22 protein-coding genes and 1 pseudogene are annotated in these 25874 nt (G+C 66.3%); 13 read left to right on the plus strand and 10 right to left on the minus strand.

What is annotated here, in order from left to right; translation table 11 throughout:
- The first annotated feature begins 1 nt into the window (after position 1).
- From D5041_RS17485 to D5041_RS17510, 6 genes and pseudogenes are all read left to right on the plus strand, one after another.
- Positions 2 to 1045, plus strand: coding sequence for a GNAT family N-acetyltransferase (locus tag D5041_RS17485; RefSeq protein WP_265285346.1), 1044 nt, complete (start codon positions 2 to 4; stop codon positions 1043 to 1045).
- Positions 1046 to 1059: 14 nt separating this feature from the next.
- Complete coding sequence (locus D5041_RS17490; RefSeq protein ID WP_265285347.1) at positions 1060 to 2124, plus strand: N-acetylneuraminate synthase family protein; 1065 nt, start codon at positions 1060 to 1062, stop codon at positions 2122 to 2124.
- Positions 2111 to 3160, plus strand: a complete 1050-nt coding sequence (locus tag D5041_RS17495; RefSeq protein WP_265285348.1) for a Gfo/Idh/MocA family protein — start codon at positions 2111 to 2113, stop codon at positions 3158 to 3160. The genes D5041_RS17490 and D5041_RS17495 overlap by 14 nt, the downstream gene beginning before the upstream one ends.
- On the plus strand, positions 3157 to 3873 hold the full coding sequence (locus D5041_RS17500) for an acylneuraminate cytidylyltransferase family protein (RefSeq protein WP_265258826.1): 717 nt from the start codon (positions 3157 to 3159) through the stop codon (positions 3871 to 3873). The genes D5041_RS17495 and D5041_RS17500 overlap by 4 nt, the downstream gene beginning before the upstream one ends.
- A pseudogene (locus D5041_RS17505) lies at positions 3870 to 4628 on the plus strand (SDR family NAD(P)-dependent oxidoreductase); the annotation flags it as partial. The gene D5041_RS17500 and the pseudogene D5041_RS17505, both read left to right, overlap by 4 nt.
- Positions 4629 to 4639: 11 nt before the next feature.
- The gene (locus D5041_RS17510) at positions 4640 to 4996 is read left to right on the plus strand and encodes a hypothetical protein (RefSeq protein ID WP_265285349.1); all 357 of its coding nucleotides are present in this window, start codon (positions 4640 to 4642) and stop codon (positions 4994 to 4996) included.
- 111 nt (positions 4997 to 5107) lie between these two features.
- Here the strand turns inward: D5041_RS17510 and D5041_RS17515 are convergent, their stop codons facing one another.
- The 6 genes from D5041_RS17515 to D5041_RS17540 all read right to left on the minus strand — a co-directional run bounded on the left by D5041_RS17515 (position 5108) and on the right by D5041_RS17540 (position 13538).
- Positions 5108 to 6322: a UDP-glycosyltransferase gene (locus D5041_RS17515; protein ID WP_265285350.1), complete on the minus strand. Its 1215-nt coding sequence runs from the start codon at positions 6320 to 6322 to the stop codon at positions 5108 to 5110.
- Positions 6323 to 6427: 105 nt separating this feature from the next.
- Positions 6428 to 7735 (minus strand): type III glutamate--ammonia ligase, encoded by a 1308-nt coding sequence (gene glnT, locus D5041_RS17520; RefSeq protein ID WP_010106021.1) that lies wholly within the window; start codon positions 7733 to 7735, stop codon positions 6428 to 6430.
- Positions 7736 to 7759: 24 nt separating this feature from the next.
- Positions 7760 to 9514 carry an asparagine synthase (glutamine-hydrolyzing) gene (asnB, locus tag D5041_RS17525; protein WP_265258828.1) on the minus strand — a complete coding sequence of 585 codons (1755 nt, stop codon included), beginning with the start codon at positions 9512 to 9514 and terminating at the stop codon, positions 7760 to 7762.
- Between the two features lie 10 nt (positions 9515 to 9524).
- Entirely contained in the window at positions 9525 to 10937 is a 1413-nt protein-coding gene (gene gcvPB, locus D5041_RS17530) for an aminomethyl-transferring glycine dehydrogenase subunit GcvPB (RefSeq protein WP_265258829.1), read from the minus strand.
- A gap of 1 nt (position 10938) precedes the next feature.
- Positions 10939 to 12342 carry an aminomethyl-transferring glycine dehydrogenase subunit GcvPA gene (gene gcvPA, locus D5041_RS17535; protein ID WP_265258830.1) on the minus strand — a complete coding sequence of 468 codons (1404 nt, stop codon included), beginning with the start codon at positions 12340 to 12342 and terminating at the stop codon, positions 10939 to 10941.
- Between the two features lie 74 nt (positions 12343 to 12416).
- Complete coding sequence (locus D5041_RS17540; protein WP_265280897.1) at positions 12417 to 13538, minus strand: AI-2E family transporter; 1122 nt, start codon at positions 13536 to 13538, stop codon at positions 12417 to 12419.
- A 247-nt stretch (positions 13539 to 13785) separates the two neighbouring features.
- Between D5041_RS17540 and D5041_RS17545 the strand changes: the two genes are divergently transcribed.
- The 7 genes from D5041_RS17545 to D5041_RS17575 all read left to right on the plus strand — a co-directional run bounded on the left by D5041_RS17545 (position 13786) and on the right by D5041_RS17575 (position 22316).
- Positions 13786 to 16665: a 2-oxoglutarate dehydrogenase E1 component gene (locus D5041_RS17545; RefSeq protein ID WP_010106011.1), complete on the plus strand. Its 2880-nt coding sequence runs from the start codon at positions 13786 to 13788 to the stop codon at positions 16663 to 16665.
- Positions 16666 to 16718: 53 nt separating this feature from the next.
- Complete coding sequence (gene odhB, locus D5041_RS17550; RefSeq protein WP_265285351.1) at positions 16719 to 17969, plus strand: 2-oxoglutarate dehydrogenase complex dihydrolipoyllysine-residue succinyltransferase; 1251 nt, start codon at positions 16719 to 16721, stop codon at positions 17967 to 17969.
- A gap of 88 nt (positions 17970 to 18057) precedes the next feature.
- Positions 18058 to 19488 (plus strand): dihydrolipoyl dehydrogenase, encoded by a 1431-nt coding sequence (gene lpdA / locus D5041_RS17555; RefSeq protein ID WP_265285352.1) that lies wholly within the window; start codon positions 18058 to 18060, stop codon positions 19486 to 19488.
- A 55-nt stretch (positions 19489 to 19543) separates the two neighbouring features.
- Positions 19544 to 20641 carry a cell division protein ZapE gene (gene zapE / locus D5041_RS17560; RefSeq protein WP_265258835.1) on the plus strand — a complete coding sequence of 366 codons (1098 nt, stop codon included), beginning with the start codon at positions 19544 to 19546 and terminating at the stop codon, positions 20639 to 20641.
- Complete coding sequence (locus tag D5041_RS17565; RefSeq protein ID WP_010100858.1) at positions 20638 to 21216, plus strand: hypothetical protein; 579 nt, start codon at positions 20638 to 20640, stop codon at positions 21214 to 21216. The genes zapE and D5041_RS17565 overlap by 4 nt, the downstream gene beginning before the upstream one ends.
- A 63-nt stretch (positions 21217 to 21279) precedes the next feature.
- Positions 21280 to 21798: a phosphatidylglycerophosphatase A family protein gene (locus D5041_RS17570; protein ID WP_040891861.1), complete on the plus strand. Its 519-nt coding sequence runs from the start codon at positions 21280 to 21282 to the stop codon at positions 21796 to 21798.
- Entirely contained in the window at positions 21798 to 22316 is a 519-nt protein-coding gene (locus D5041_RS17575) for a CinA family protein (RefSeq protein WP_265258837.1), read from the plus strand. The genes D5041_RS17570 and D5041_RS17575 overlap by 1 nt, the downstream gene beginning before the upstream one ends.
- 16 nt (positions 22317 to 22332) lie before the next feature.
- On the opposite strand, the gene dgoD is transcribed toward D5041_RS17575, so the two are convergent.
- Genes dgoD through araH form a run of 4 tightly spaced genes read right to left on the minus strand, consistent with a single transcriptional unit; the run spans position 22333 to position 25862 of the window.
- Positions 22333 to 23481, minus strand: a complete 1149-nt coding sequence (gene dgoD, locus D5041_RS17580) for a galactonate dehydratase (RefSeq protein WP_265285353.1) — start codon at positions 23479 to 23481, stop codon at positions 22333 to 22335.
- A complete protein-coding gene (locus tag D5041_RS17585; RefSeq protein WP_321161736.1) occupies positions 23478 to 24119 on the minus strand; it encodes a 2-dehydro-3-deoxy-6-phosphogalactonate aldolase in 642 nt (213 codons plus the stop codon). Before D5041_RS17585 ends, dgoD begins: the two co-directional genes overlap by 4 nt.
- A complete protein-coding gene (locus D5041_RS17590) occupies positions 24119 to 24895 on the minus strand; it encodes an SDR family oxidoreductase (RefSeq protein ID WP_265258839.1) in 777 nt (258 codons plus the stop codon). The genes D5041_RS17585 and D5041_RS17590 overlap by 1 nt, the downstream gene beginning before the upstream one ends.
- A gap of 19 nt (positions 24896 to 24914) precedes the next feature.
- Positions 24915 to 25862: an L-arabinose ABC transporter permease AraH gene (gene araH, locus D5041_RS17595; protein ID WP_010103092.1), complete on the minus strand. Its 948-nt coding sequence runs from the start codon at positions 25860 to 25862 to the stop codon at positions 24915 to 24917.
- Positions 25863 to 25874 lie beyond the last annotated feature (12 nt).

Genomic DNA, 25874 nt, shown 5'->3' on the forward strand with positions numbered 1-25874 from the left:
CATGCAACAGCTGATCCCCGCGAGCGAACCCGACGTTTGGCGCCAGGCGCTGGCGCCGCTGGGCGCGCTGGACGCGAGCTACCTGCCGCAGTACCACCTGGCGTACGCGCTGCGCGTCCCGCATTCCCGGCCGCTGCTATGGCATTTTTCGTGCGCGGGCCAGCATTTCCTGTATCCGTTCCTGCTCACCCCCGTGGTGCTGGGCAGCGTGACCACCCCATACTTCGACGTCAGCAGCGTCTACGGCTATACCGGACCGATTGCGACCACGGCCGACAGCCGGTTCATCGCAGACGCCTGGACGGCCTTTGACGCGTACACGGCACGGCAGCGCGTCATCGCCGAGTTCGTGCGCTTTAGTCCGTTCAACGGCAACCAGGGCCTTGCGCACCCCCAGTCCTGCGTGCTGGCCAACCGCACGCTGGCGGTATCCCGGCTGCCGACCTCGCGCGCGGCGCTGCTGCAGTCGCTGGGCGCAAAAACCCGCAACATGCTGCGCAAAGCCGGGCAGGCGGGGCTGGTCGCGCGCGAACTGCCCCTGCCGCAGTACCTGCCACAGTTCCGTGCCTTGTACGACGCCACCATGGCGCGCAAGCAGGCACTGGAATTCTTTCTCTATGACGACGCGTATTGGCAACAGTTGCTAGCCCTGGGGTCGCAGGGCCTGCGGCTGTTTGGCAGCTTCGCTGGCGCGCGCCTGGTCGCAGCGGCCATGGCCGTTGTCGATGGCGCATCGGGCCTGTACCACCTGGGCGCGAGCCTGAACGAATGCGCACCACCGGGTGCTGGCAACCTCAGCCTTTTTGCGCTGTCCTGCGGGTTGATGGAGAGCGGCGTGGAGTTTCTCAACATGACGGGCGGACGGACCACGGACCCGAACGATGCGCTGCTGCTGTTCAAGCGCAGCAATGCCAACGGCACGGCCATCTTCCATATCGGCAAAAGAATCGTCGATCCCCTCGCATACAATGCCGTGGCAACGCAGTGGCAGCAACTGCAGGGCTCCCCACCCAGCACCGGGAAGATCGTTTTCTGGCGCCCCTGACCTTGAGGGACAACATGGATTTCATATCAAGGCAGTTCGATTTCCAGCCGGGCGAACGCTGCATCGTCATCGGCGAGATCGGCGTCAACCACAATCGGCAGGAAGACATGCTCTTTCGCCTGATCGACGAAGGCATTGCTGCCGGGCTCGACGTGATCAAACTCCAGCGCTTCAAAGCCGACGAAGAGATTGCCGCGCAGGCGCCAACTACCGACTACCAGAAGCTGGCCGGCTCCGGCGCCGGCCAGTTGCAGATGGCGCGCAACCTCGAACTGCCCGACGAATGGCTGGTCAAGGCCTTCGACTACTGCAAGCAGCGCGGCGTGGGCTTTCTGTGCACGGCTTTCGACCACAGCAGCGTGGACTTTCTGGCCGATCAACTCGGCTGCAAGACGGTCAAGATTCCTTCGCCGGAAGTGAGCAACAAGCCACTGCTCCAGCATATGGCGCGCAAGTTCGACGGCCTGCTGCTGTCCACCGGTGCCAGCTATCTGGGCGAGGTGGCGAACGCCATCGAATGGATCGCCGACGTCGGCCCACGCGAACTGGCACTGATGCATTGCCTGTCCGAATACCCCGCCCCGGTGGCGCAGGCCAACTTGCGCGCGATGAGCAGCATGCGCGCGGCGTTCCATGTGCCGGTCGGCTATTCCGACCACACGCCCGGCCAGGTGGTGGCCGTGGTGGCCGTGGGCCTGGGCGCGGCAATGCTGGAGAAGCACTACACGCTCGACAAGAACCTGCCGGGCCCGGACCACCAGGCATCGCTCGACATCCCCGAGCTCCGATCCTTCGTAGCCGCCGTGCGTGACGCCAGCAGTTGCCTGGGCGACGGTGTCAAGCGCCCGGTGCCAGCGGAAATCGCCAACCGCCCGCTGATCCGCAAGAGCGTGGTATGCGCCGCGCCGGCCATCGCAGCCGGCACGGCGATCAGCGCAGCGATGCTGGGCGTCAAGCGCCCCTGGATACGCGGTGCCGTCGAGCCTTTCGAGATCGGGACCATCCTGGGCCTGCCCCTGCGCCGCGACAAACGGCATGATGAAGCCATCCTCTGGTCCGACTTCCATGAGCGCGGCTAGCCCGAGAATCCTGTGCATCAGCCTGGGCAGCATTGGCCGGCGCCACCTGCGCAACGCCCGCGCGCTGCTGCCCCGGGCGCGCATCGCCGTCTGGCGCCAGCATCGGCCCGCTGACGGCAGTGTTCCCGAAGGCGCCGACGAAGTCGCCACCAGCCTGCAGCAGGCGCTCGATTTCATGCCGGACGCCGTCCTGGTTTCATCGCCGGCCAGCGCGCACGTGGCGAACGCGCGGCCGTTCGTGCAACGCAACCTGCCTGTATTCCTGGAAAAGCCCCTGGCTGCGCGTGGCCAGGACCTGGGAGACTTTCCGGCACTGTGCCGCGCCTCGTCCGGCTTCACCATGGTGGGCTATGTGCTGCGCTTTCTTCCGGTTCTGCAGGCGATCCGGCAAGCGCTGCACGACGGCCTGCCCGGCCAAGTGCACACGGCGCGCGCCGAGGTCGGTCAGTACCTGCCCGACTGGCGCCCGGGCAGCGACTACCGCCAGGGCGTAAGCGGCCAGGACAAGCTCGGCGGCGGAGCGCTGCTCGAACTCAGCCACGAGATCGACTACGCCACTTGGCTGTTTGGCTGGCCGCAATCGCTGCAATGCAGCCGTGCCCGGCTGAGCCCGCTGGACATCGACGTGGAAGACTCGGCCCATCTGCTGCTGGAATACGCGGACAAGCGCCTGAGCCTGCAACTGGACCTGCTGCAGCGCGTGGCGCATATGGCGCTGCAGATCGTCGGCAGCAAGGGCACGCTGGTGGCCGACCTGATCCGGCAAGAACTGCGCTTCATCGATCCGGCAAACCCCCAGGGCCGCAGCATTGAGGCGCCGAAACTGCCCGACGGCAATGGCATCTACCTGCGCCAGTTCGATTTTTTCTTCTCCAAGGCCCTCGCGGACTACCGGCCGATGGACCCTCGAACGAGCGGCTTCGACAGTTGGGCCGACGTCGGCAGCGCGCAAAAGGTGCTGCATTTGGTCGATCTGGCCAAACAGGCCAGCGACACGGGCCTGCGCCAGACCGTGACATTCGCGCAGAACCCATGAGCGCCACGGCCTTCATCTTCGCGCGCGGCGGCTCCAAGGGCGTGAAGAACAAGAACATCTACCCGGTCGCCGGCAAGCCGCTGATCGCCCACGGCATCGCCAGCGCGTTGGCCAGCCAGTCCGTTGCCCGCGTCGTGGTGTCGACCGACGATGCGCAGATTGCGGCAGTGGCGCGTGCGCATGGCGCGGATGTCCTGGAACGTCCATCCGCGCTCGCCGACGACAGCACGCCGGAACTCCTGGCCTGGCGGCACGCCATCGCCAGCTTCCCGCAGTTGTTCAGCGGCCCCGCAGTCCAGCCTTTCATCTCGCTGCCGGCTACCTCCCCGCTGCGGGCAGCGCAGGACGTGGACGCCGCGATCGCCAAATTCCGCAGCCACCCCTGCGACATCCTGTTCGGCGTCAGCCCGGCGCACCGCAACCCGTACCTGAACATGGTGACGATAGACGCGCAGGGCTTGCTGCAGATCGCCATCCCCGGATCGTCCGCCGTGCGCCGACAGGAGGTGCCCGCCATGTACGACGTGACGACCTGCGTGTACGTCGGCAACGCGTCGTACATACAGTCCTGCACCCGCCTGATGCAGGGGCGCGTGGGCCATATCGTCATTCCGCCCGAGCGCGCGCTGGACATAGACAGCCACTACGACATCCACTTGGCGCAGCTACTGCTGACCCAGCCCTACCCACCTTGTGCAAAGAGATCTTCGTGACGATCCGCTCCGTTGCCGCAATCACCGGCGGCGCCGGCCATATCGGCCGCGCCATTGCCCGCAAACTCGCCAGCCGCGGCCTGCGCATCGCCATACTGGACAAGAACCTGCAGGCCGGCCAGGCCTTCGCGGCCGAACTGCAGGCACTGCACCCCGGAGATCACCGCTTCATCGACGCCGACCTGATGCAGCCCGAGTCCTTCGCGCACATCCGCGCGCGCATCGAAGCGGACTTCGGCCGCCTGGACTACCTGGTGAACAACGCCGCCTTCTACGACGATACCCCCGGCTGGGGCGTGCCCTTCGGGCAGGAAGGCTACGAGGCCTGGTTGAAGGTGCTGCGCGTCAACCTGCTGGCGCCGTTCTTCTTGGCGCAGACGCTGCACCCGCTGCTCGCACGGTCCGACGATGCCTCCATCGTCAACATCGGCACCATGTACAGCGCGGTCGGTCCGGACTGGAGCCTGTACCAGGGAACGGACATGAGCAATCCGGCCGCCTATTCGGCCAGCAAGGGCGGCTTGCTGGCTACCACGCGCTGGCTGGCCACGGCCCTGGCCCCGAAGGTGCGCGTGAACATGGTCTCGCCCGGCGGCATCGAACGCATGCAGGACCCGCAATTCATGGCACGTTACAAGCAGCGCACGCCGCTGGGCCGGATGGGCACGGAGAACGACGTCGCCGGCATGGTCTCGCTGCTGCTCTCGCCCGAGGGCGCCTACATCACCGGCCAGCACATGCTCATTGACGGGGGCTGGACGGCGTGGTGACGCAAGCGCAGTCGGACCAACTCCGGGCCTACGACGCCATGGCCCCGTTGTACGCGCAGTACAGCAACCGGTACCGCAACTACCTGGATGCCGTCGATCAACTGGTGATCGATCGCCTCGAGCCCGGCATCCGTCTGCTGGACCTGGGTTCGGGCGACGGTCGGCGGCTGCACAGGATATTCAGGCGCCGCCTGCTCGACGCCCTGGCATTCGATGAAAAACGCGGGGACGTGCACTACCAGTGGCAGATTGGCCAGCAGTCGTTGCCCTCATCCGGGCACCTGTTCACGCCAGCGGAGATGGCAGGGCTGTTCAGCGGGCGGGTTTGCACGTGGCCGAGCGGCTGTCGGTGAACTACGCCAACGGCGCTGTCTCCAGTTCCCCCTTCGACGGCCAGTTGTTCTTTCGGCTCGGGTATGCCGGCAACATGGCGTGCAAGCAGAACCTGTAACTCTGGAATGTGCCTATGGCACCGCCTTGGCGTGCGCGCGCTGACCGACAAGATCAAGCACCACCTCTACCACCCGCTGCGCTGCACCGCCGGTCGCCTCCAGCACCGCCTGCCCGGATCGGGTCCCCGTGCTAGCCGGCGGCGTCGCCAGCAACGTTGGCAAATCTTGCAGCCGGTCCACGCCCACACCCAGACCCAAACGCGACAGGTCCATACCAGTGCTGGCCTGCACATTGGGCGAGAAGCGCAAACAAACCACGCGCTTGCCCGCGATAGCCGCCTGCAGACCGACGGTGGATGTTTGTACGAGCACGTCATTCGCTGCGGCCAGCACCGGCAACAGCGCCTCCCGGTCGGGGCGACTCCAGTGCACACGCGGGTGCGGCCGCGGCGGTGTGAATCTGTGCCAATCGTTGGGGTGGTAGCGTACGACCAAGCCCGCCCCGGGATGTTCGTCAATCCATCGGAGCAATTGCTCCTGCACCATGTCGCCCAAACCCTCGCCCGCCCAGGGTGCCGGGGCGCCATCAGGTTCGCGCTGCCCCGCCCACAGCACCACGCGCAAGTCATCCCATCCGTGGGTGGCGCGCCATTGGCGGCCAGCAGCCTCGGCGGTGCGGCCCATGCATTCGTCAAAAGCCGGGTTGCCAGTGATCACGATGCGGTCCGCAGGAACGCCCGCAGCCACCAGATTGGCGCACGTGATCTGGCTCAGCACGGTCATGCGATCCGCGTATATCTTGCGCTTGAGATACGAATCACTGTGCAGTGCGAACAGGTCCAACATCGACAATGTCGGCACGCCGAGCCCGACCGCCGCGTCGATGGCCGCTTGCTCGCTGCGCGGCGAATTGGTCGCCAGCACCACATCGGGCCCCAGGTGCTCGATCAGACGCCGAAAGAAATGAACAGGATAGAAGCCACGACGACCTTTTTGCGCGTAGCGCGCCTGCGCAGGCTCCATGCCGAGTTGCTGGACCAAGTCCCAAAAATTGACCCCCAAGTACGCAGCCGTTTCTACGCTGCCAACTGCAGGGTTGTTATTGCCTTTGGCCAAACGGGCCCCCCAATGGGCAGCAAATGCCGGATCGGCCAGCTGCACGAAATCGGCAAAACCCGATGGCGTCTCACCGGCAGCAACGGCAGCAGCGTGCGCCGTCGTCAGCGCCATCAATGTCACCTCCACGTCCGGCACCTGCGCGCGCAAGGCCCTGAGCACGGGCAGCACCATCGCGATATGGCCAGCACCGTAGGCCACAAGGAGCGCTTTCAATGGCAACCCCTTTGGCAGACAGGCGAGATAGCCAATCTGCAAGCCGGCAAATGGGCATCTTCAGTAGAAATCGACATAGCGGTTGAACTCCGCCGGCGGGATGTGCATCAGGAGTTCATCGCACTCGGCCCGCTTGAGGTTCAGAAATTCGTCGACGAAGGCCACACCCAGACCCCGCCGCAGCACTTCGCTGGCATCCAGCGCATCCAGCGCCTCGGGCAGCGAGGAGGGTAGGCGTTCGATGCCTTTTTGCCCGAGTTCCGTGGCGCTCAGCTGGTAGAGGTTCTCGTTGCAGGGCTCGCCGGGACTGAGCCCGCGTGCGATGCCGTCCAGGCCTGCGTGGATGACCGCGGCCGTCAGCAAGTAGGGGTTGGAAGATGCGTCCGGCACGCGCAACTCGAGCCGGCCTGCGGGAATGCGGACGAACGCCGTGCGGTTGTTGTCGCCGTAAGCGACGCTAACCGGGGCCCAGGTCGCGCCAGAGCGCGATCCGCGCTTGACCAGACGCTTGTATGAATTCACGCAGGGCGCCGCAATCGCAGTGAGTCCCTGCGCATGCGCCACCAAGCCGCCCAGAAAGTGATACGCCATGGGCGAGAGTTCCAGGCCCCGCGGGTCCTGGGCGTCGGCAAATGCGTTGTCGCCGATCTTCCTGCCGGCCGACATGTGCATGTGCAAGCCGCTGCCCGAACGCTCGGCAAATGGCTTGGGCATGAAGGAGCACAGCATGCCGTGTTTTCTTGCAAGTGCCTGCGCCGCCATCTTGAAGTACGTCAGGTTGTCCGCCGTGCGCAAGCCGTCGGCGTAGGTGAAGTTCATCTCGAACTGGCCGTTGGCGTCTTCATGGTCGATCTGGTAGACGTCGATTCCGGCGCCATCGAGTGCAGCCTGCAGTTCCATGAGAAAGCCAGACACCGAAGACAGGTGGCGAAAGTCGTAGCAGGGCTTGTCCAGCGCCTCCGATTCCGTGGCCACGACCCAGTTGCCGGCAGCGGCTCCCGGCTTGAGCAAAAAGAATTCCGGCTCCAGACCCGAGAAGAACTCCAGGCCGGTCGCCGCGCGAAAATCGGCCAGGGCCTTCTTGGCAATCACGCGGGGGTCGAGCGCGTGCGGCTTGCCCCCCACATGGCCATCGCAGGTGACGCTGGCCGTCGATGCCATCCAGGCAACGGGGCGAATCGCATCGCGGTCGCCAACGGCCATGAACTCCGGGCCATGGGGCCCCAGCCCCATGCCTGCGATGGCGAAACCTGCAAAGCCAGCGCCCGCGCCAAAAATCATTTCCCTGTGCCTGCCCGGCACCAGTTTCGCCTTGGGCCGGCCATGGATGTCCACGAACTGGGCAAGGTAGTAGTCGAATTCGGTCATGGTCCTGCAGTCCCGGTGTTTGTTTCAAGCGTTCTCGGGAAAAAATTCCTGCAACCACAGCTTGGTCATGAGCAGCGTGCGCAGCGGTTTGGTGTGGTTGTGCAAGCCGCTGCGGTGCTCGTCGAGCATGCGCTGCAATTCGGTGCGCTCAAAGCGTCCGCCATCGGGCAGCGCCAGGATGTCGCGCGCCCACGGGTAGAGTGGCCCCTTGATCCATGCGCCGATCGGCAGCGTGGGCATGGTCTTGGGTCGAAACACGAAGTCGCGGTCGTAGTAGCGCAGCGCCGCCTGCTTGAGAAAATGCTTGCCCACCCCCTGGTGGAACTTGGCCGTGATGGGCAGGCGTGCGAACAATTCGCTGACCCTATGGTCCAGGAAGGGCGCGCGCGCCTCGATCGACCAGCAGGCCCCCATGCGATCGCCCTTGACGCCATTGTTTCCAGGCATCAGCGAGGTCAGTTCGTAGGCGGCCACCTGCTCCATGGGCTCCAGGTCGCCAAAGGGTTCGATGATTTCCATGAACCGGTCGAGCGCGCCTTCGGTATGGGGCAGAAAGGACGGGCTCATGATCCGCTGGTGGTCCTTCCCGGTGCTGTAGCTGATCAGGTCGAAGTAGCTGCGCATCGGAAAATTGGCGCGCGTCATCTCCGAAAAGAACTGCTCGTTGTGGCGGAAACCCAGCATCACCTCGTCAGGACCATCTCCTGTGAACACGACGATCTTGCCCATCTGGTGCGCCCGGCGCGACAGCAGATAGAACAGGAAGAACGAAAAGTCGCCATGCGGCTGCTCGGCATGCCGGACCACCGCGTTTGCAATGTCCACAATATCGGCCGGTCGGACATCCAGTGCGCTCAGGTTGATGTGCAGGTCGGCAGCCACGCGCTCGGCGTAAGCGTATTCGGAGAAACCCGACTCCCCGATGCGCAGGCCGATGGCGTCCAAGCGGGGCCGGTTCCATTGGGGCAGCAAGCGCTGGGCGATGACCGAAGAGTCCACGCCGCCCGAAAGAAACAGGCCCCCGTCCACGTCAAAGCGCATTTGCAGTCTCACGGCCTCGTCCAGCGCATTCTCCAGATCGGCCTGCGATGCCTCGACGCGCTCGCCATCGAGCGGCCAGCGCCAGTAGCGCACGGGCTCGGAAAATTCGCCTGCGCGATAGCGCATGAAACTGCCCGGTGGCAGATGGCGGATACCTTCAAAGCAGGTCTCGGGTGGCGGGCAGTAGTTGAAGGTGAATACATGGCCCAAGGCCGATTCGTTGACCTTGCGCTCGAACCGGGGCAGCGCGAGGATGGCTTTCATCTCGCTGGCAAACGCCAGGCCGCCTTGGTACGGCGCATAGAAGCAGGGCTTGATTCCCTGGCGGTCGCGCGCCAGCAGACCGGTGTGCGTGCGCTGGTCCCAGATGAAAAAGGCGAACATGCCGACCAAGTCGTCGAGCATCTGCTCGCCCTTCTCGCACCACAGATGCACCAGCACCTCGGTGTCGCAGCGCGATTTGAAGCGGTAGCCCCGGGCCTTGAGTTGCTCGCGCAATTCGATGAAGTTGAAGATCTCGCCGTTGAAAACGACCCAGACCTTGCCGTCGGTGCTCGACATCGGCTGCATGCCGTTCTCGGGGTCAACCACCGCCAGGCGGGCATGGCCGAGGACCGCGCCGCCCAGGTCTTCGACGCCCTGCTCATCGAGGCCGCGGTAGCGAATGCTGTTGATCATCTTCCAGACATCGTTCCGGCCCACGCCCGCAGCATTGACCACCCCCGCTATTCCACACATGGTTGAGTCCTCAATTTCCATCGATTCGAGCCATCTTGCGGCCCAGGCGCGCGCCACCGTCCAAGGTTTCGTCCATGGCGTCTTCGTTGAAGATACGCTGGAAGATGTCCACTTGGCAATCAAGACTGGCCTTGGTTTCGGTCTCGGTCGGTTCAATCAGCATGGCCGACTTCAAATCGCCCGGGAAGTACACGCAACCCGCACCCACCAGCGTGGGCGGGTGGATGCCGTAGTCGATCAACCGTTTGGCGAACTGGCGCACGGAGGTCTTGAGCTTGGCGCCGGACAGCAGCGTCTCGTGCTTGCACAACTGCGCGTACACCGGGGGCAACATGGGAGCCAGCCGGTGCTGCAGATAGTTCGCATTCAGTACCGCGTTTTCGGAAGCCTGGCGCAAACCGCGCGCGCCCATGGTGCGCAGGTATCCGTAGGCGCGCAGCAGCACGCCCACATGGCCATGGAAAGCCTTGATCCGGCCAATGGACAGCGGGCGATCTCCGTCGGGCTGCGCCAGGCCACTCCTGCGCACCACCACCGGGCCAGGGAGATACTGCGCCAACGCCGCCTTCACGGCCACCGGGCCCGCGCCCGGGCCACCGCCACCGTGCGGCGTCGAGAACGTCTTGTGCACGTTCACATGCACCAAGTCAAAACCCATGTCACCCGGGCGCACGATACCCATCAGCGCGTTCAGGTTGGCCCCGTCGTAGTACAGCAGCGAGCCGTTGGCATGCACGGCATCGGCAATCTCGCCGATCTGATCCTCAAACAGACCCAGCGTGGAGGGATTGGTCAGCATGAAGGCCGCCACCTCGGGTGTCAGCATCGCGCGCAAGAGCTGCCGGTCCACACGGCCTTTGGCGTCTGAAGGCACGATGCGGCATGCAAACCCCGCCATGGCCGCGGACGCCGGGTTGGTGCCATGGGCCGAATCCGGCACCAGCACCACCGGACGGTGCACACCAAACCGGGCAAAGTGCCTGCGGATCATCAGCAGCCCGGCGAATTCGCCCTGCGCGCCGGCGGCCGGCGCGAGGCAGCAGGCGTCCATGCCGGTGATTTCGCAGACCATGGCCTGCAGGCGCTCGTACATTTCCCAGACGCCGCCCAGGGTATCGGCATCCTGCATCGGGTGAGCGCAGGCAAAGCCCGGCAACCGGGCCAGTTCGTCGTTGCGCTTGGGGTTGTACTTCATGGTGCACGAGCCGAGCGGGTAGGGACCGTTGTCCACGCCGTGCGATTCCTGGCTCAAGCGGGTGAAGTGGCGCACCACATCGACTTCGCTGACTTGCGGCAAACCGATGCAGGAACGCAGGCGGGCAAAGCCAGGCGGCGGTGGCATGGCTGCCGCCGGAGCGCTGTCGGCAAGAACGTTGCTGGCGGCGCCGGGGCGATGCAACTCGGCAATCGATGGGGTCGGCATGTCAGGCCCCCTGCAAACAGGCGCGCGCATGCCGGGCATAGGCATCGAGGTCGGCAGGGCTCTTGGTCTCGGTCACCGCGACCAGCAGACCGCGCCCATGGCCGACGATTCGCGGGTCCACGGGCACACCGGCGAAGAGGCCCCGCGCGCGCATGCGGGCACGGAACACGGCCGCATCCAGCGGCAGTCGAAGGGCAAACTCATTGAAATGCACGCCGCTGCGCAGCAGTTCGACGCCGGGCAGCGCCGTCAGCCGTGCACGCAATTGCAGCGCATTTGCGGCGTTCAGCTGGGCGATGCGCATGAAGTTGCGCTCGCCCAGGCAGGACAGATGGACTGCGACACGGATGGCATTGAGCGCCTGATTCGAGCAGATGTGGCTGGTGGCCCTGTCGCGCGCCACATGCTGCTCGCGGTCTTCCTTGACCAAGGCGTAGCCGAGCTTGCCGTGCAGGTCGTGCACGCGGCCGACCAGGCGGCCGGGCAGGTAGCGCTCCAGCGGCTTGGCGCAGGCGATGATGCCGGCATAGGGACCGCCCGCGCTCAGCGCAAGCCCCAGGGGCTGCGCCTCGCACGCGACGATGTCCGCGCCCAGTTGGCCCGGCGCCTCCAGCCAACCGCACAGCAGCGGATTGACACTGACGGTCAACAGCGTGTCGTTCTGCGCGCAGACCTGCGCGATGGCCGCGACATCCTCGATCACCCCCAAAGCGTTCGGACTCTGCAGCACCACGCCCGCCACATTGCCTTGGGCGAGCAGGCCCCCGATCGCGGCCCCATCGACCAAACCGGTTTCGGGATCCTGGGCCACATGCTCCAGTTCGACCGCGCGCGGCAACAAGTAGGTATCGAGCACCTCGCGGTATTGCGGCCACAGCGCCTGCGCCACGACCACGCGGCGCAGGCCGCTGGCCGCGCACATCATCCAGCAGGACTCGGCCAACGCCGTTGCGCCGTCGTACACGGAGCAGTTCACGCACTCCCGTCCGAGCAGGCGGCCGACCAGCAGCTGAAACTCGAACAGCGCCTGCAACAGGCCCTGGCTCATCTCGGGCTGGTAAGGGGTGTAGGCCGTGAGGAATTCGCCGCGCGAGACGATGGCGTCCACCACCGCCGGAATGTAGTGTTCATACGCGCCGCAGCCCAGGAAACTGGAATGCGACAGTACCGTGGCGTTCATGTCGGCCATGGCGCGTACGTCGCGCATGAGTTCCCACTCACTCAGGGCCGGCGGCAGGCTGAGCGCGCGGCGCAGACGCAGTTCGGCAGGCACGTCGGCAAACAGCTGCTCGACCGAATCGAGCCCCATCACCTCCAGCATGGCCTGGACTTCCGCGCCCGTGTGCACGTTGTAGCCGACTGGCACTCGCTCCTCCAGCGCAGAGTCGTTCTGTTTTTGGTTCACGGGGGATGAAAGCGCCTGTACAGGACGCGGTAATTGGGCCGCAAAACCGGCGTCCGAATTATAGGCAGGCGCCTTCAATATCCGGGTCTGCCACGGCGGCGGCGACCCCGCAGACGGTTCCAATTTGCAAGTGCCGGGGACCCGCGAGGCCCTGCTGACTCGGCGCAAAAAAGGTCCCAGCTCGCGATGAACAGCGCGGCGATGACCGGGCCCATGACGAACCCCGTGAGGCCGAACAAGGCCATTCCTCCCAGGGTCGAGATGAGCACGACGTAGTCTGGCATCTTGGTGTCCTTGCCGACCAGGATGGGGCGCAGGACGTTGTCCACGAGCCCGATCACGCCCAGGCCGAAGGCGGTCAGGACCACCCCTTTCCATATGGAGCCCGTGACCAGAAAGTAGATCGCGACGGGCGCCCAGATCAGCCCGGCGCCCACCGCGGGCAGCAGCGACAGAAAGGCCATGAATACGCCCCAAAGCACGGGCCCCTGGATTCCCAGAACCCCGAAGATCAGCCCGCCCAGCGCGCCCTGGGACACGGCGACGACGATATTCCCCTTGACCGTGGCGCGGATCACGGTGGTGAACTTGCCGATCAGCTGCCGCTTGTGGGCCTCTCCCAGGGGGACGGCCGCGCCGACGCGCCATGCCAGGTGGGCGCCGTCGCGCAGCAGGAAGAACAACAGGTACAGCATGATGCCCAGGCTGACGATGAATTCGAGCGCGTTCTGCCCCATGCTCAGGGCCTGCGTGGCCACGAACTGGCTGGCCTGCACGGCGACGGAGGAGAGCTTGCGCTGCAGTTCCGCAACGCTGGTGAGATCGAGCCGGTCCAGCAGGTTCGCCACCCAGGCAGGCAGCGCGGCGATCATCTGCTGCAGATAAAGCCCGAAGTCGATCTGCCCGGAGCGCACGCGCGCGTAAATGGCGCTCGCCTCGTGGACCAGCGACACGGTGATGGCCGTCGTCGGCAGGATGACGACGACGAGGCAAAGCCCCAGCGTGCACAGCGCGGCCAGCGTGGGGCGCCGGGGCATGCGGCCGAGCAGCCTGCGGTGCAGGGGCGCAAACAGGATCGCCAGCACCACGCCCCAGAAAACAGCCCCGTGAAACTGCCACAGGATGGCGCCAAATGCCATGGTGACGAGGATCAGCAGCAGCAAAAAGGCTTTGTCCTGGAGTCGCTTGGGGGTCATGTTTTTGTCTGGATCAGGGCTTGCCGCAGTGTACGTGAGGCTCTGTTTCTGCCGGCCCGTGGCGCACGTTCGAGCGCCGTTGCATGCGCACCCATTTTACAAATGGCTCTGGCGTCGGTGGCACAATGCGGACCTGTCATCGGGCCCTTCCCCAGCCACAGTCGCATCCGCCAACCGGTCCAGCCGTGTCGCGGAAGGTTTCTCAACCAACTCCGGCTTTCCCGAGGAAAGCGAAGGTCAGCGGAATATGAACGCCACGCCGTCCGTCTATCAAGCCTACCAAGGCAACACCTACCTCTTCGGCGGCAACGCGCCCTATGTCGAGGAGATGTACGAGAACTATCTCGAAAACCCCGGCAGCGTTCCGGACAACTGGCGCGGCTACTTCGACGCGCTCCAGAACGTCCCCGCCGTGGACGGCAGCAACGCCAAGGACGTTCCCCACCTGCCGGTGATCAACGCCTTTGCCGAGCGCGCAAAACAGGGCGGCACCCGGCTGGTCGTCGCCACCGGCGCGGACTCCGAACTCGGCCGCAAACGCACCGCGGTGCAGCAGCTGATTGCCGCGTACCGCAACGTGGGCCAGCGCTGGGCCGACCTGGACCCCTTGAAGCGCACCGAGCGCCCCGCGATTCCCGAACTGGAGCCGGCGTTCTACGGCTTCAGCGACGCCGACCAGGAAACCGTGTTCAACACCAGCAACCTGTTTTTCGGCAAGGAGTCGATGCCGCTGCGCGAGCTCATCAACGCGCTGCGCGAGACCTACTGCGGCTCCATCGGTGCCGAATACATGTACGCCACGGACCAGAACCAGAAGCGCTGGTGGCAGCAGAAGCTGGAGGCGATCCGCAGCAAGCCCAGCTTTGGTGAGGAAAAGAAAAAGCATATTCTCGAGCGCCTGACGGCCGCCGAGGGCCTGGAGCGCTTCCTGCACACCAAGTACGTCGGCCAGAAGCGCTTCTCGCTCGAAGGCGGCGAGAGCTTCATTGCCGCGATGGACGCGCTGATCCAGTCCGCCGGCGCCAAGGGGGTGCAGGAGATCGTGATCGGCATGGCGCACCGTGGCCGGCTGAACGTGCTCGTCAACTCCCTGGGCAAGATGCCCAAGGACCTGTTTGCCGAGTTCGACCACACGGCGCCCGAGGACCTGCTTGCGGGCGACGTGAAGTACCACCAGGGCTTCAGTTCCGACGTGACCACCCCGGGCGGTCCGGTGCACCTTTCGCTGGCCTTCAACCCCTCGCACCTGGAAATCGTGAACCCGGTGGTCGAGGGCTCGGTGCGCGCGCGCATGGACCGCCGCGCGGACCCGCAGGGCCAGCAGGTGCTGCCGGTGCTGGTGCATGGCGACGCGGCGTTTGCGGGCCAGGGCGTGATCCAGGAAACGCTGGCGCTGGCGCAGACCCGGGGCTACTCGACGGGCGGCACGGTGCACATCGTGATCAACAACCAGATCGGCTTTACCACCTCCGACCCGCGCGACAGCCGCTCCACCCTGTACTGCACCGACGTGGTGAAGATGATCGAGTCGCCGGTGCTGCACGTCAACGGCGACGACCCGGAGGCCGTGGTGCTGGCCACCGAGCTGGCGCTGGAGTTCCGCATGGAGTTCGGCAAGGACGTCGTGGTGGACATCGTCTGCTTTCGCAAGCTGGGCCACAACGAGCAGGACACGCCGGCGCTGACCCAGCCGCTGATGTACAAGAAGATCGGCGCCCACCCCGGAACCCGCAAGCTCTACGCCGACAAGCTGGCCGCGCAGGGCCTGGGCGAGACGCTGGGCGACGACATGGTCCGGGCGTACCGCACCGCCATGGATACCGGAACGCACACGGTGGACCCGGTGCTGACCAACTTCAAGAGCAAGTACGCCGTGGACTGGAGCCCTTTTCTGGGCAAGAAATGGACCGACGCGGGCGACACCGCGATTCCGCTGGCCGAATGGAAGCGCCTGTCCGAGCGGATCACGGCGATTCCCGACAGCGTGACCCCGCACCCGCTGGTCAAAAAGGTGTTCGACGACCGTGCGGCCATGGGCCGCGGCGAGATTCCCGTGGACTGGGGAATGGGCGAGCACATGGCGTTTGCTTCGCTGGTGGCCAGCGGCTACCCGGTGCGCCTGTCGGGCGAGGACAGCGGTCGCGGCACCTTCTCGCACCGCCACGCCGTGGTGCACGACCAAAAGCGGGAGAAGTGGGACATCGGCTCCTACGTGCCGCTGCAGAACGTAGCCGAGAACCAGGCGCCGTTCGTCGTCATCGACTCCATCCTGTCCGAAGAGGCGGTGCTGAGCTTCGAGTACGGCTACTCGTCCAACGACCCGAATACCCTGGTGGTCTGGGAGGCCCAGTTCGGCGACTTCGCCAACGGCGCGCAGGTGGTGATCGACCAGTTCATTGCCTCCGGCGAAGTGAAATGGGGGCGGGTGAACAGCATCACGCTGATGCTGCCGCATGGCTACGAGGGCCAGGGCCCCGAGCACAGTTCGGCGCGCCTGGAGCGCTTCATGCAGTTGTCCGCCGACACCAATATGCAGGTGGTGCAACCGACCACCGCGAGCCAGATCTTCCACCTGCTGCGCCGCCAGATGGTGCGCGCGCTGCGCAAGCCGCTGATCATCATGACGCCCAAGTCGCTGCTGCGCAACAAGGACGCGACCTCGCCGCTGTCCGAGTTCACCCAGGGCGGCTTCCAGACGGTGATTCCCGAGCAGGACCCGGCCATCGCCGGGAAGGCCGCCAAGGTCCGGCGCGTGATCGCCTGCTCCGGCAAGGTGTACTACGACCTCGTGAAAAAGCGCGCAGAGAAGCAGACCAGCGAGGTGGTGGTGCTGCGCATCGAGCAGCTCTACCCCTTCCCGCACAAGGCGTTTGCCGCAGAAATCAGGAAGTACCCGAACGCCACGGACTTGGTGTGGTGCCAGGACGAGCCGCAGAACCAGGGCGCCTGGTTCTTCGTGCAGCACTACATCCACGAAAACATGCTCGAAGGCCAGAAGCTGGGCTACTCCGGCCGCGCGGCGTCGGCGTCTCCCGCGGTCGGCTACGCGCACCTGCACCAGGAACAGCAAAAGGCGCTGGTGGACGGCGCGTTTGCCAAGCTCAAGGGATTTGTCCTGTCCAAGTAAGACCGGCACCCGAAAACACGACAGAACACCCCCCCCCGAACGAAAGAATTGCTATGGCTATCGTGGAAGTCAAGGTCCCCCAACTGTCCGAATCGGTGGCCGAAGCCACCCTGCTGACGTGGAAGAAAAAGGTCGGCGAGGCCGTGGCCGTGGACGAGTTGCTGATCGAGATCGAAACCGACAAGGTCGTTCTGGAAGTGCCCGCGCCTGCGGCGGGCGTGCTCGCCGCCATCCTGCAGGGCGACGGCGCCACCGTGCTCGCCGAGCAGCCCATTGCCCGCATCGATACCGAGGGCCGGGCGAGCGCAGCCCCTGCCACGCCTGAGCCAGCGCCCGTGGCAGCCCCTGCGCCAGCGCCAGCCGCAGCCGGCGCGTCGAAAGCCGGCGTGGCCATGCCCGCCGCCGCCAAGCTGCTCGCGGAAAACAATCGGTCCGCCGCGTCGGTTCCGGGAACGGGCCGGGACGGCCGCGTGACCAAGGGCGACGTGCTCGCCGCCGTGGCCGGCGCTGCGACTGCGGCGGCGACCATCCCCTCCCCCACGGGCCTGCCTGCCAAGGCGCTGCCGCAGGTGTCGCCCCCCGCGTCCCCGCCGGACCTGGGCGAGCGCCCCGAGCAGCGCGTTCCCATGAGCCGCCTGCGCGCCCGCGTCGCCGAGCGCCTGCTGCAATCGCAGACCACGAACGCCATCCTGACCACCTTCAATGAGGTGAACATGGCTCCGGTGATGGACATGCGCAAGAAGTTCCAGGACGCATTCACCAAGGAGCATGGCGTGAAGCTCGGTTTCATGAGCTTCTTCGTGAAGGCCGCAGTGCACGCGCTCAAGAAATACCCGATGCTGAACGCGGCGGTCGATGGCAACGACATCGTCTACCACGGCTACTTCGACATCGGCATCGCCGTGGGCTCGCCGCGTGGCCTGGTGGTTCCCATCCTGCGCAACGCCGACCAGATGGGCTTTGCCGACATCGAGAAGAAGATTGCCGAGTTCGGCCAGAAGGCCAGGGACGGCAAGCTGGGGATCGAGGAAATGAGCGGCGGCACCTTCTCCATCTCCAACGGCGGCACCTTCGGCTCCATGCTGTCCACGCCCATCATCAACCCGCCGCAGTCGGCGATTTTGGGCGTGCACGCGACCAAGGACCGCGCCGTGGTCGAGGGCGGCCAAATCGTCATCCGCCCGATGAACTACCTGGCCATGTCCTACGACCACCGCATCATCGACGGCCGCGAAGCCGTGCTCGGACTGGTGGCGATGAAGGAGGCGCTGGAAGACCCCGCGCGCCTGCTGTTCGACCTCTGACACGGCCGATCGCCTGGAACACTGTCCCCCACACGGCCCAGCCCGGGCCGCCGGCGGACCTTTCTGCAAGACCGAACGGAATTTCCCCATGAGCAAACGTTTCGATGTGATCGTCATCGGCGCCGGCCCCGGTGGCTACGTCGCCGCCATCCGCGCGGCCCAACTGGGCCTGCAAGTGGCCTGTATCGACGGGTGGCAGAACGCCCAGGGCGGCCCCGCCCCCGGCGGCACCTGCACGAACGTGGGCTGCATTCCCTCGAAGGCACTGCTGCAGTCGTCGGAGTATTTCGAGCTGGCCGGCAAACACTTTGCCGAGCACGGCATCGACACCGGCGGCGTGCAGATGGACCTGGCCAGGATGCTGGCGCGCAAGGACACCGTGGTCCGGCAGAACAACGAAGGCATCCTGCACCTGTTCAAGAAAAACAAGGTCCGCTTCCTCCACGGCCACGGCGCGTTCGTGCAGGCCGTCGAGGGCGGCCATGAGATCCGGGTGCGCGGTGCTGCCGCCCAGGAAACGTTGATCGGCGCGCAGATCATCGTCGCCACGGGATCGAGCGCGCGCGCGCTGCCCGGCACGCCGTTCGACGAAAAACGGGTGCTGTCCAACGACGGCGCCCTGCGCATCGGCGCCGTGCCCAAGCGGCTTGGCCTCATCGGCGCGGGGGTGATCGGCCTGGAAATGGGCTCCATATGGCGCCGCCTGGGTGCACAGGTGACCCTCCTCGAAGCGCTGCCCACGTTCCTGGGCAGCGTTGACGAGCAGATCGCCCGGGAAGCCCGCAAGGCCTTCGACAAGCAGGGGCTGCGGATCGAACTGGGCGTGCGGATCGGCGCGATCGAGAGCGGCAAGAAGGGCCTGCACCTCGCCTACACCGACGCCCGGGGCGAGGCCCAGGCGCTGGACGTGGACCAGCTCATCGTCTCCATCGGCCGCGTGCCGAACACCCAGGGCCTGAACACCGAGGCAGTGGGCCTGCAACTCGACGAGCGCGGCGCCATCGTGGTCGACGCCGACTGCAGGACCAACCGGCCCGGCGTCTGGGCGGTGGGCGACGTGGTGCGCGGCCCGATGCTCGCGCACAAGGCCGAGGAAGAAGGCGTCGCCGTCGCCGAGCGCATCGCCGGCCAGCGGGGCCACGTGAACTTCCACACCATCCCCTGGGTCCTCTACACCCACCCCGAGATCGCCTGGGTGGGGCGCACCGAGCAGCAGCTCAGGGCCGACGGGGTCCCGTACCGGGCCGGCAGCTTCCCCTTCCTCGCGAATGGCCGCGCGCGCGCGCTGGGCGACACCGGCGGCATGGTGAAAATGCTCGCCGACGCCGCGACGGATGAAATCCTGGGCGTGCACATCGTGGGCCCGCAGGCCAGCGAGCTCATCGCCGAGGCCGTCGTGGCCATGGAATTCAGGGCCAGCAGCGAAGACATCGCGCGCATCTGCCACGCGCACCCCTCGCTGAGCGAGGCCACCAAGGAAGCGGCCCTGGCCGTTGACAAGCGCGCGCTGAACTTCTGACGGCGGCGCATGCAAACCGGCCTGCCCTGACGAGCCCCTCGAAGCACCCCCCGCCGTGACCGTGAAACAGGCCTATCTGGCCGCGCTGGCCGCCAGGGGCTACCAGAGCGACCCCGCCCAGCTGCGCGCCGTGGACGCCCTGCAGCGCTGCGCCGACGACTGGGCCGCGTACAAGGCGCGGCGCTCGAACGCGCTGCGCAAGCTGATCCACCGCCCCGACCTCGTGCGCGGCGTGTACCTGTACGGCGGTGTGGGCTGCGGCAAGAGCTTCCTCATGGACTGCTTCTTCCACGCCGTGCCCTTGAAGCGCAAGCTGCGTCTGCATTTCCACGAATTCATGCGCGAAGTGCACCGCGAGCTGGCCGGGCTGCAGGGCACGGTGAACCCGCTGGATGCGCTGGGCGGGCGCATCGCCAAGCGCTACAAGCTCATCTGCTTCGACGAATTCCACATCGCCGACGTCACCGACGCCCTGATCCTGCACCGCCTGCTGGTGGCGCTGTTCGACAACGGCGTGGGTTTCGTCACCACCTCCAACTTCCGGCCCGACGAACTCTACCCCGACGGCCTGCACCGCGACCGCATCCTGGGCGCGATTGCGCTGCTCAACGACCGCCTGGAGGTGGTGCATATGGACAACGGCACCGACTATCGCCAGCGCACGCTGGAGCAGCTCAGCCTGTACCACAGCCCCCTGGGCCCGCAGGCGGACGCCGAGATGGGCCGGGCCTTCGACCGGCTCGCGGAGGTGCCCGACGAGGACCCCGTGCTGCGCATCGAGGCGCGCGCGATCCGCGCCCGGCGCAAGGCCGGGGGGGTGGTCTGGTTCGACTTCGAGACCCTGTGCGGCGGCCCCCGCTCACAAAACGACTACCTGGAAATTGCCACGCAGTTCCACACCGTTGTGCTCTCCGGTGTTCCGCAGATGTCGGTGAACATGGCCTCCCCCGCGCGGCGCTTTACCTGGCTCGTGGACGTGCTCTACGACCGCCGCGTGACGCTGATCCTGTCAGCCGCCGTTGCACCCGGGCAGCTCTACACCGAAGGTCCGCTGGCGCACGAGTTTCCCCGCACGGTATCGCGGCTCAACGAGATGCAGTCCGGGGCCTTCCTGGCGCTCGGGCGGCGCACGGTCGATACGGGCCTGACATGAGCTGGCAGCGTCTGGCGCTCTGCCTGCTCTCCTGCGCCTGCGTGCAGTCCGCAGCTGCGCGGCACCACGTGGAGCAGCACGGGCCCCAGGCCCCCGCCACCGAGCGCCCACAGGATGAGCAGGCGCAGTGCTACCAGCGCTTCGCCGTCGAAGACTGCCTGCGCGACGTCCGCACCCGGGCGCGCGAAGCCCGGGACCGCCTGCGCGCGCAGGAACTGGAGCTCCGTGCCGTCGAGCGCAGACAAAAAGCGGCCAAGCGCTTGCGCTCCATCGAGGCAAAGCCTGATGCCACGCCCGCCGACCAGGAGGAGACCGGCGCCACGCAGATGGCCTCGGCAGACCCGCCCCGGGCGCAACGCCAGCATGCCGCGCAGCAAGGGCGCAGCCGGGCGGCGCCGGCACGGGCCAGCAGCGCCGCCCGCGCGGACCGTGCCGCCAAGGCACGCGCGCGCCACGCGGAGGCACTCGCGGCAGCGGAGAGTCGCCGTGCACGGGTGGAGAAGTCGCAAGCCGATGCCGCAGCCCAGGGCCACAAGCCGCCCGCACCGCTGCCCGAACCCGCGTCCAGTCTCTGAAGGGCCTCCCTTTCGGCGCGTGCCATGCTATCGTCGATCCACGCAAGACCCACCCGCCCATCGATGAGAAAAACTGAACCCCTGTTGGCCCTGCACCCCGGTGTGCGTTTCCTGTTCGCCCACCCGGCGCATTTGATTGCGCTGGGTTTTGGCGCGGGGCTGTCGCATGTGGCGCCCGGCACCGTGGGCACGCTATGGGCCTGGCTGGCGTACCTGGCGCTGCAGCAGTGGCTCTCGCCCCTGCACATCGGCCTGCTGATTCTTGCGGGCACGGCAGTGGGCTGGTGGGCCTGCACCACCACCGCGCGCAACCTGCGCATTGCCGACCCCGGCTGCGTCGTGTGGGACGAGGTGCTGGCCTTCTGGCTCGTGCTGTGGCTGGCCATGCCCATGGGGTTTTGGGGTCAGCTCACGGCGTTTGCGCTGTTTCGCTTCTTCGACGCGGCCAAGCCGGGCCCCGTGGGCTGGGCCGACGAACACTTCAAGGGCCTGGGCTGGCGCGGCGGCTGGGGCATCTTGTTCGACGACTTCGTGGCCGCCTTCTGCACCCTGCTGGTGATTGCGCTGTGGAGGTTCTTCTGATGGCTGCGCACGCGGCATCGAACAGTGCGCCGCCGGCCCGGTTGCCGCAAGCCGATCTGGCGCAGATTTCCCGGCGCTTGCTGCAACGCGGCCACATGCTCGCGAGCGCCGAGAGTTGCACGGGCGGCATGATCGCCGCAGCCTGCACCGATCTGGCGGGCTCCAGCCAGTGGTTTGAGCGCGGCTTCGTGACCTACTCGAACGTGGCCAAGACCGAGATGCTGGGCGTTCCCGCCGGGCTGATCGGGGAGCACGGCGCCGTGAGCGAGGCCGTGGCCCGCGCCATGGCCGAGGGCGCTTTGGCGCACTCGCGCGCGCAGCTCAGTCTGGCCGTGACCGGAGTCGCCGGCCCCACGGGCGGCAGCGACGCCAAGCCGGTCGGCAGCGTGTGGTTTGGCTGGTGCGTGGACGGCGTGACGCACAGCGAGATGCAGCACTTCAGCGGCGACCGCGCCAGCGTGCGCGCAGCCACCGTGCGCCACGCCCTGCAGCGCTTGCTGGGCTGGCTCGCGGCCTGAGCGCCACCACCCCCCCCTACCATTCGGCCACGCTGCCGTCCGCGTGCCGCCACACCGGGTTGCGCCAGTCGGGGCAATCGCGGCTGCGTTCCCGCACCAGTTCCTCGTTGATCTCGACGCCCAGTCCCGGCCGGGTGTTCGGCGCGATGAAACCCTTGTCCAGCCGGAAGTCCTCCTTGTTGAGGACGTAATCGAGCACCTCGCCGCCCTGGTTGTAGTGGATGCCCATGCTGTGTTCCTGCAGCGTGGCGTTCCAACTCACGAAGTCAACGTGCAGGCAGGACGCGAGCGCAATCGGCCCGAGCGGGCAATGCGGCGCAATCGCGACATCATGGGCCTCGGCCATCGCGGCGATCTTGATGCATTCGGTGATGCCGCCGGCGTGCGACAAATCCGGCTGCAAGATGGCGATCCCGCCGGCGACAAGCACCCGCTTGAACTCGAAGCGCGAGTACATGCGCTCGCCCGCCGCCAGGGGCAGATGCGTTTTGGCGGCCAGCTTCGGGTAATGCTCGGCCTGCTCGGCGAGCACCGGTTCTTCGATGAATAGCGGGCGCAAGGGCTCGAGCTCCTTGATCAGCACGGCCGCCATGGGCACCGATACCCGGCCATGAAAGTCCAGCCCGAACTCCACCGCGTTGCCGAACGCGGCCCGAATTTCCGCGACCCGTGCGACGGCGGTATCGACCGCACGGGACGAATCGATCAAGCCCATCTCCTCGCAGCCATTGAGCTTGAAGTGGCTGAAGCCGGCATCGACCCGCTGCCGGATGGCGTTGATCACGTCGGACGGGCGGTCACCGCCGACCCAGCTATAGGTCCGCATGCGCTCGCGCACCAAGCCCCCGAGCAGCTGGTAGACCGGCACCCCCAACGCCTTGCCCTTGATGTCCCAGAGCGCCTGATCGACGCCGGCGATGGCGCTCATGAAGACTGCACCGCCCCGATAAAACCCCGCGCGGTACATCAGCTGCCAGAGGTCGTTGATGCGCGCCGGGTCTTGTCCGATCAGGTAGGGCTCGAGTTCATGCACCGCTGCCTGAACCGCGTGTGCATGGCCTTCGACCACGGGCTCGCCCCAACCGATCAGGCCCTCGTCGGTCTCGACGCGCAGAAACATCCACCGCGGCGGCACGCGGTAGGTCGTGAGTCGGGTGATCTTCATGGCGGGGTCTCCCGGGACGTTTGAAAAGCCTGGAAAGCCTGGACGAAGGCCTGCGCCTGGCTCCTGGTGCGCTGCACCGTCTGTCCGGCGCGGTAGAGCTCCCCCCCCAGGCCGGCGCCGGCGCAGCCTGCCGCGAGGTACTCCGCCAGGTTGTCGGCGCTGATTCCGCCGACGGCAAACACCGGCACATCCGGGGGCAGGACGGCCCTCAGGGCCCGGATATAGGCCGGGCCGAGCGCGGACGCGGGGAATATCTTGAGCGCGTCGGCGCCCGCGTCCAGCGCGGCAAAGGCCTCGGTCGCGGTCATGCAGCCTATGCAGGTCAGCATGCCCGCGGCGCGCGCACGGGCGATCACCCGCGGCTGGGTGTTCGGTGTGACGAGCATCCGCGCGCCGACGCGCTCCAGCGCCTCGACCTGCTCCACCTGCAACACCGTGCCGGCGCCGACCGTGACGCCGGAGCCCAGGGCGCGGATCAGCTGCGCAATGCTGCCGACCCCATCGGGAGAATTCAGCGGAACCTCGATCGCGTCGAACCCGGCCTCGACCAGCGCGCTGGCATGCGCCAGCACCTCGTGCGGCCGCACGCCGCGAAGAATGGCAATCAGCGGCAATTTGAACAGGGCTTGCATGCTCATTATTCGTGGTAGAGCTGGGAGCGGCCACCATCGATCAGGATGTCGGTCGCATTGATGAAGCGTGCTTCGTCGCTGGCCAGAAAGAGCACGGTGTACGCCACTTCCAATGGCTCCCCGATGCGCTTGCACGGCAGCAACTCGGCCTGGCGGCGGCGCTCGGCCTGCGGATCCGGGAGCGACGCGAAAACGCTTTCTGCGAGCGGGGTCAGGATCAGCCCCGGTGAGACCGAATTCACGCGCACGCCTTGCGCGGCGTACTGGATGCCGAGCGCACGGGTCAGGCCGATCAGCCCATGCTTGGCAACCGGGTAGGGAAATGCGTTCGGAATGATCTTGTGCCCATGGACCGACGCGATGTTCACCACGCTGCCGGCGCCCTGCCCCAGCATATGCGGCAGCACCGCGCGCGCGCAGTGCCAGGCGCCCTCCAGATCGACCGAGAAGCAGCGCGCCCAGTCCGCATCGCTGAGCTGCAAAGGGTCGTCGAAGACGTTGATTCCGGCGTTGTTCACCAGCACGTCGAGCCGACCAAAGTGGCTCAGCGCCTGCGCCACCATGGCATCGACCGCGCTGCGTTGGCTGACGTCGGCGGCCAGCAGCAGCACCTTGTCCGGTCCGCCGAGCGAGGCCACGAAGGCCTCTGCAGCGGCAGTGCGCTCGCGCACGTTCACGACCACGCGCGCGCCATGCTCGACGAACAGCGCCGCCGTGGCGCCGCCTATGCCCTGCGCGCCGCCCGTGATCAGGGCCACCTTGTTTTCCAGGCGGGGTTTCATCGTTGCATCCCGTCCTGCATCACGCCTGCTCTCCCCGGTTCTTGAGCTGATCGACGAGCACCGCCGCCAGCAGGATACTGCCACGCACCAGGTATTGGTAGAACACGTCGATGTTCAGCAGACTCATCGCGTTCTGCACCGTGCCCATGATCAGCACGCCGACCAGCACCCCGCTCATGCTGGCGCGCCCCCCCATCAGGGACACGCCGCCGAGCACGCAGGCGGAGATCACGTTCAGCTCGAAACCGATGGCCGCATTCGGTTGCCCACTGGTGATGCGCGACGCCAGGATCACGCCAGCGAGCGCGGCCACCACGCCCTGAATCAGGAAGATCAGGATGCGCGTGCGGTCCACCGAAACGCCCGCGAGCCGCGCCGCCTCGGGGTTGCCACCGATCGCCAGGGTATTGCGGCCGTAGACCGTCTTGTTCAGCAAAACGCCAAACACCACGAAACAAAGCGCGGTGATCCAGACCGGGCTGGGAATTTCGAAAATGATGGTGTGGCCCAGGTCGAGAAACGCCTCGGTCGAAGCGCCGACCGCCTGCCCCCCGGAGGTGATGAAGGCCAGCCCGCGCACGATCTCCATCGTCGCCAAGGTGGTGATCAAGGCGTTCACCCGGAGCTTGGCGATCACCACGCCATTCACGCAGCCGATCGCCGCGCCGGCCAGCAGGCTGACGCCCACCCCCAGCAGCACGCTGTCGGTGCGGTTGATCACGGTCGCGCACAGCACGCCGGCGAATGCGACCGTCGAACCAATCGACAGGTCAAAGTCGCGCGAGGCCAAGCAGAACATCATCGTGCAGGCCACCATCCCGATTTGCGACACGGACAATGCCAGGCCGATCATGTTTTTGTCCGAGAAGAAATACTCCACCGACAGCGACAGGCCGGCAAACAGGACCAGGAAGATCAGCGGCAGGCTGAAGTCTTCGATGAAACGCAAGAGTTTGGTATTTTTCATTCGAGGATTGCG

The organism is Verminephrobacter aporrectodeae subsp. tuberculatae (assembly GCF_026127385.1).
GTDB lineage: Bacteria > Pseudomonadota > Gammaproteobacteria > Burkholderiales > Burkholderiaceae_C > Acidovorax > Acidovorax aporrectodeae.

What these genes read in the sequence shown, in the direction of transcription:
- D5041_RS17485 (WP_265285346.1), top strand. Translation starts at nt 2, where the DNA reads ATGCAACAGCTGATCCCCGCGAGCGAACCCGACGTTTGGCGCCAGGCG.
- D5041_RS17490 (WP_265285347.1), top strand. Translation starts at nt 1,060, where the DNA reads ATGGATTTCATATCAAGGCAGTTCGATTTCCAGCCGGGCGAACGCTGC.
- D5041_RS17495 (WP_265285348.1), top strand. Translation starts at nt 2,111, where the DNA reads ATGAGCGCGGCTAGCCCGAGAATCCTGTGCATCAGCCTGGGCAGCATT.
- D5041_RS17500 (WP_265258826.1), top strand. Translation starts at nt 3,157, where the DNA reads ATGAGCGCCACGGCCTTCATCTTCGCGCGCGGCGGCTCCAAGGGCGTG.
- glnT (WP_010106021.1), bottom strand. Translation starts at nt 7,735, where the DNA reads ATGACCGAATTCGACTACTACCTTGCCCAGTTCGTGGACATCCATGGC.
- asnB (WP_265258828.1), bottom strand. Translation starts at nt 9,514, where the DNA reads ATGTGTGGAATAGCGGGGGTGGTCAATGCTGCGGGCGTGGGCCGGAAC.
- gcvPB (WP_265258829.1), bottom strand. Translation starts at nt 10,937, where the DNA reads ATGCCGACCCCATCGATTGCCGAGTTGCATCGCCCCGGCGCCGCCAGC.
- D5041_RS17540 (WP_265280897.1), bottom strand. Translation starts at nt 13,538, where the DNA reads ATGACCCCCAAGCGACTCCAGGACAAAGCCTTTTTGCTGCTGCTGATC.
- D5041_RS17545 (WP_010106011.1), top strand. Translation starts at nt 13,786, where the DNA reads ATGAACGCCACGCCGTCCGTCTATCAAGCCTACCAAGGCAACACCTAC.
- odhB (WP_265285351.1), top strand. Translation starts at nt 16,719, where the DNA reads ATGGCTATCGTGGAAGTCAAGGTCCCCCAACTGTCCGAATCGGTGGCC.
- lpdA (WP_265285352.1), top strand. Translation starts at nt 18,058, where the DNA reads ATGAGCAAACGTTTCGATGTGATCGTCATCGGCGCCGGCCCCGGTGGC.
- D5041_RS17565 (WP_010100858.1), top strand. Translation starts at nt 20,638, where the DNA reads ATGAGCTGGCAGCGTCTGGCGCTCTGCCTGCTCTCCTGCGCCTGCGTG.
- D5041_RS17570 (WP_040891861.1), top strand. Translation starts at nt 21,280, where the DNA reads ATGAGAAAAACTGAACCCCTGTTGGCCCTGCACCCCGGTGTGCGTTTC.
- D5041_RS17575 (WP_265258837.1), top strand. Translation starts at nt 21,798, where the DNA reads ATGGCTGCGCACGCGGCATCGAACAGTGCGCCGCCGGCCCGGTTGCCG.
- dgoD (WP_265285353.1), bottom strand. Translation starts at nt 23,481, where the DNA reads ATGAAGATCACCCGACTCACGACCTACCGCGTGCCGCCGCGGTGGATG.
- D5041_RS17585 (WP_321161736.1), bottom strand. Translation starts at nt 24,119, where the DNA reads ATGAGCATGCAAGCCCTGTTCAAATTGCCGCTGATTGCCATTCTTCGC.
- D5041_RS17590 (WP_265258839.1), bottom strand. Translation starts at nt 24,895, where the DNA reads ATGAAACCCCGCCTGGAAAACAAGGTGGCCCTGATCACGGGCGGCGCG.
- araH (WP_010103092.1), bottom strand. Translation starts at nt 25,862, where the DNA reads ATGAAAAATACCAAACTCTTGCGTTTCATCGAAGACTTCAGCCTGCCG.